The sequence below is a fragment of the Brachybacterium sp. p3-SID957 genome (assembly GCF_025144775.1).
Classification (GTDB): Bacteria; Actinomycetota; Actinomycetes; order Actinomycetales; family Dermabacteraceae; genus Brachybacterium; species Brachybacterium epidermidis.
Genome location: NZ_JALXKT010000106.1, coordinates 1 through 3,078, shown reverse-complemented (window position 1 = coordinate 3,078; position 3,078 = coordinate 1). Strand labels below are relative to the sequence as shown.

Annotated in this window: 2 protein-coding genes; both read left to right on the top strand. The window is 71.8% G+C overall.

The features are described from left to right. On the top strand, nt 1–1,434 hold a 1,434-nt coding region (locus tag M3B01_RS14420), incomplete at its 5' end, for a sugar ABC transporter substrate-binding protein (protein ID WP_311203235.1). Nucleotides 1,435–1,677: 243 nt separating this feature from the next. Next, complete coding sequence (locus M3B01_RS14415) at nt 1,678–2,943, top strand: ABC transporter ATP-binding protein (protein ID WP_311203234.1); 1,266 nt, start codon at nt 1,678–1,680, stop codon at nt 2,941–2,943. The last annotated feature ends 135 nt before the right edge of the window (nt 2,944–3,078 follow it).

Below are 3,078 nucleotides of genomic sequence, written 5' to 3'. Positions count from 1 at the left end.
CACCAGCCCGCTCCCCTCACCCCGGATCAGCCGGGACGCACCGGGGGCAGAACGGAAGGATCCGCCATGCTGAACCGCCGCACGATGCTCGCCTCCCTCACCGCCGCCGGTCTCGCCGGTGCCGCGGTCGCCTGCTCCCCCTCCGCCCAGGACGGCGGATCCGGTGGTGGCAACAGCGGGGGCTCCGGTGGCAGCGACGGCGGCGGGGGCAGCAACGGCACCCTGACGTTCCGCCTGTGGGACGAGCTCGCCCAGCCCGCCTACGAGGAGTCCTTCGCCGCCTTCACCGAGCAGTCCGGCTGGCAGGTCAACATCGACCTGGTCGCCTGGGGTGACTACTGGACCCGCCTGCCCCTGGACGTGGCCAGCGGTGATGCAGCCGACGTGTACTGGATGAATTCCGCCAACTACGTGCTGTACAAGGACTCCGGCGACCTGCTGGACATCAACGAGGTGCTGCCCGACGCCGCTGACCAGTGGGAGGACAGCGTCGTGGAGCTCTACTCTCGCGACGGCGGCCTGTGGGGCGTGCCGCAGCTGTGGGACTCGATCGCGCTGTTCTACAACAAGCAGCTGGTGGAGGAGGCGGGCGTGGACCCGTCGGCCCTGGAGTTCGATCCGTCGGCCGAGACCGACTCGCTGCGCGAGTCGGCCACCAAGCTCACGCTCGACGGTGAGGGTCGCCATCCCGGCGAGGACGGCTTCGATGCCGATGGCCGCGCTCAGTTCGGCTTCAACTCGCAGGCCGACCGGCAGGCAATCATCGGCCCGTTCCTGGCCTCCAACGGCGCCCAGTGGCAGCAGGACGATGCGTACGTCTTCGCCTCCGAGGAAGGCATCGCGGCCTTCCAGTACATGGCGGACCTGGTGAATGTGGATCAGGTGGCACCGAGCGCGGCGGACACCAACGAGAACGGCGACTTCAGTCGCGACCTGTTCACGCAGGGGAAGCTGGGGCTGTTCCAGTCCGGCCCCTACAACCTGGGCAACATCTTCGATGGCGTGGCCGACAGCTTCGAGTGGGCGATCGCCCCGCCGGTGGCCGGGCCCGAGGGTGCGAAGTCGCTGGTGCACGGCGTGGTCGCGGTGGGCAATGCGAAGGCCCCCGAGGACAAGCAGGAGGGCATCAAGGCGCTGCTGGAGTGGCTGGGCAGCGCGGACGGGCAGCGCCCCCTGGCCGAGCAGGGCGTGGCCTTCCCCGGCCACAAGGAGGCGCAGGACGCGTTCATCTCCTTCTGGGACGAGAAGGGGGTGGACGTGAGCGTGTTCGTGGAGGCGGCGAAGAACCCTGCGGAGGCCGATACCGGCGCTCGCGCCAATGCCGGCCTGACCGCCGCCATCCCGATCTTCCAGGAGGTCTTCATCGGCCGCCTGCCCGCCTCCGAGGGCATCCCCCAGGCGCAGGAAGAGGGCAACGCCGCCATGCAGGTGTGAGGCGAGCAGCCTCCCGGTGAGCTGGGCGCTGCGGAGCCGACGTGCTGCGCGCCGGGCACTGGACGCCCGTTGTCGGTGTCGGGGCCCTGAAAGCGGGGCGCATCTGAGAACCACAAAGTGGTTCTGAGGTGCGTCCCGCTCTCAGTGCCTCCGGTGGCCCCTCCACTGACCCTGCACGAATCGTTCCCGTAATGTGCCCGAGTCCCGCCCCCGTCACGTCCCGGGGCATGGCAGGCTCAGCGCATGATGCAGACCACACCGCCGCCCGGGGGCACGGGACGCGAGGGACAGGCCGCTGACGGGCACCAGGAAGGCCGCGAGCCCGGCCACACGGTCCACCCCAGCTACGACTACGGCGACACGGACGGGTACGGCGACACGAACGGGTACGGCGACACGGACGGGTACGGCGACACGGACGGGTACGGTGGCGCCAGCGGGGCGGCACCGGAAGGCGGCCCGGAGCACGGCCCGGAGCACAGCCCGGGCGAACCGGCCTGGGGGGCACCCCCACCTCGGCCTCGCGACCACGCCGTCGCCGCCTCACCCCACGCGACCGACGGGCCCGGCATCCGCGCCGAGCACGTGAGCCGGGCCTTCGGCAATGTGCAGGCCGTGCTGGACCTCAGTTTCGAGGCACCGCGCGGCGCGGTCACAGCGCTCGTCGGCCCCAACGGATGCGGGAAGTCCACGCTGATGCTGATGCTGGCCTCCCTGCTGGCACCCGACTCCGGTCGGGTGCTGATCGGCGGCATCGACCCCACGAAGGACTCCCCCGCGGTGCGCCGCGCCGTGGGCTGGATGCCCGACCAGTTCGGGGCGTGGGACTCCCTGCGCGTGGCCGAGGTGCTGGAGGTGATGGGTCGGGCCTACTTCCTGCCCTCACGGCAGGTCTCCACCCGGGCGATGGAGCTGCTGGACCTGATGGACCTGCAGACCCTCGCGCAGCAGCCGGCGCACGTGCTCTCACGCGGGCAGAAGCAGCGCCTGGGCCTGGCTCGCGCCATGGTGCACTCCCCGCAGGTGCTGATCCTGGACGAGCCCGCCTCGGGCCTGGATCCGGCCTCGCGCCGACGCCTGCTGCGAGTGGTGCGGCAGACCGCCTCCGACGGCACCACCGTGCTGGTCTCCAGCCACATCCTCTCCGAGCTGGAGGAGATGGCCGACCACGTCGTGTTCATGGACGCCGGCCGCGTGGTGGACGCCAGCAGCATCCGCGCCCTCGCCGCCCGGCCCCGTCCCTGGAAGGTGGGGTCGTTGGACCACGACGCCCTGATGCGGGCTCTCGAGGCCGTGGGGGTGCAGCACAGCGGCGTCGCCCCACCGGACAGCACGGCCAGCGGGCACGCGGAGGCCACCTTCCAGCTGCCCGACGAGGCGACCGCGGCCCGACTGCTTGCGGACCTGACCGCCCAGGGCGCCCGCATCGTCTCCTTCGGGCCGGCGACCGGCAGGCTTGAAGCGGCGTACCTCTCCTCCGCCGCAGCTCAGCGACAAGGAGCCCTGTGATGAGCACTCCCCCTCCGCCGCAGGGCCCGAGCACGCAGGCCCCTGCACCCTCTGCCGGCCCCGCGTCCTCCACGGGCCCCGCACCCTCGTCCGGCCCCGCGCCCTCGCAAGGCCCCGCGCCCTCGACCGGCCCCG